Genomic DNA, 918 nt, shown 5'->3' with positions numbered 1-918 from the left:
GATAGCCACTTTCCTTCCTCTTGGAATGTCTGCTTACTGTTGCTAAGGAACTCCTTGAATTTCTTTGGCTGCCTCTTTTTCATGGGGTACTTTGATAAAGAAAAAAATTCCAGTAGTTGGTCTGGATGTGGCTAAAGGAGAGAGCCAAGTTCAGGCATATTTAAATAAATCAAAACCGTTTGGAAAGAGCTTTTCGATAACGCATACCAGAGAGGAATTAGAACGTGGGGCGCTTTCCTTTAGGAATGTGTCTTTTACTTTTTGACCAGAATAGGAAATGGATTTTAGGAAAAACTCATTTTAAATAGGGAAACAGACCAAGGGTAATGACTCGGTCTGTTTTTTTAACTATCAGATCTGTTTTTCAGTAATGTAAGTTTTTACAGTTGGTGGTTCATATGTATTGAATTTATCAAGGATCCCTTTTGGATCACTATCGACTAATGCCATGTTACGGTACTTTTCATGTAAAAACTGTTCCTCTGACATATGATTAAATAACGCAATAAGAGGATCATAATAATGATTTATATTTAAGAGACCACATGGTTTATGATGGAGCCCTAACTGAGCCCAAGTAAAAATTTCAAAGAACTCTTCTAAAGTTCCTGGCCCACCAGGCAATGCTATAAATCCATCAGCAAKCTCTGCCATTTTCGCTTTTCTCTCATGCATTGAATCTACGATGATCAGCTCTGACAAGTTTTTATGAGCTATCTCTCTATTATCTAGAAAACTTGGCATAACACCAATTACGTATCCTCCTTCATTCAGAACTGAATCTGCAATAGCACCCATAATTCCAACACTCGCTCCACCATAAACAAGTGCAATATTTCGTTTAGCTAGTTCTTTACCAAGTTTTTTCGCACCTTCTATATAGACATCAGATGCTCCGTTACTCGATCCACAAAATAC

Annotated in this window: 1 protein-coding gene; it reads right to left on the bottom strand. The window is 37.3% G+C overall.

Going from position 1 to position 918, the window contains the following annotated elements; translation table 11 throughout:
• Positions 1 to 351 precede the first annotated feature (351 nt).
• The coding region (locus AC1DSL_RS18775; protein WP_477533409.1) for an LOG family protein at positions 352 to 918 on the bottom strand (567 nt) is incomplete at its 5' end.

The sequence above is a fragment of the Paenisporosarcina sp. P4_D4 genome (assembly GCF_056401835.1).
This window is presented reverse-complemented; position numbering and strand designations above follow the sequence as displayed.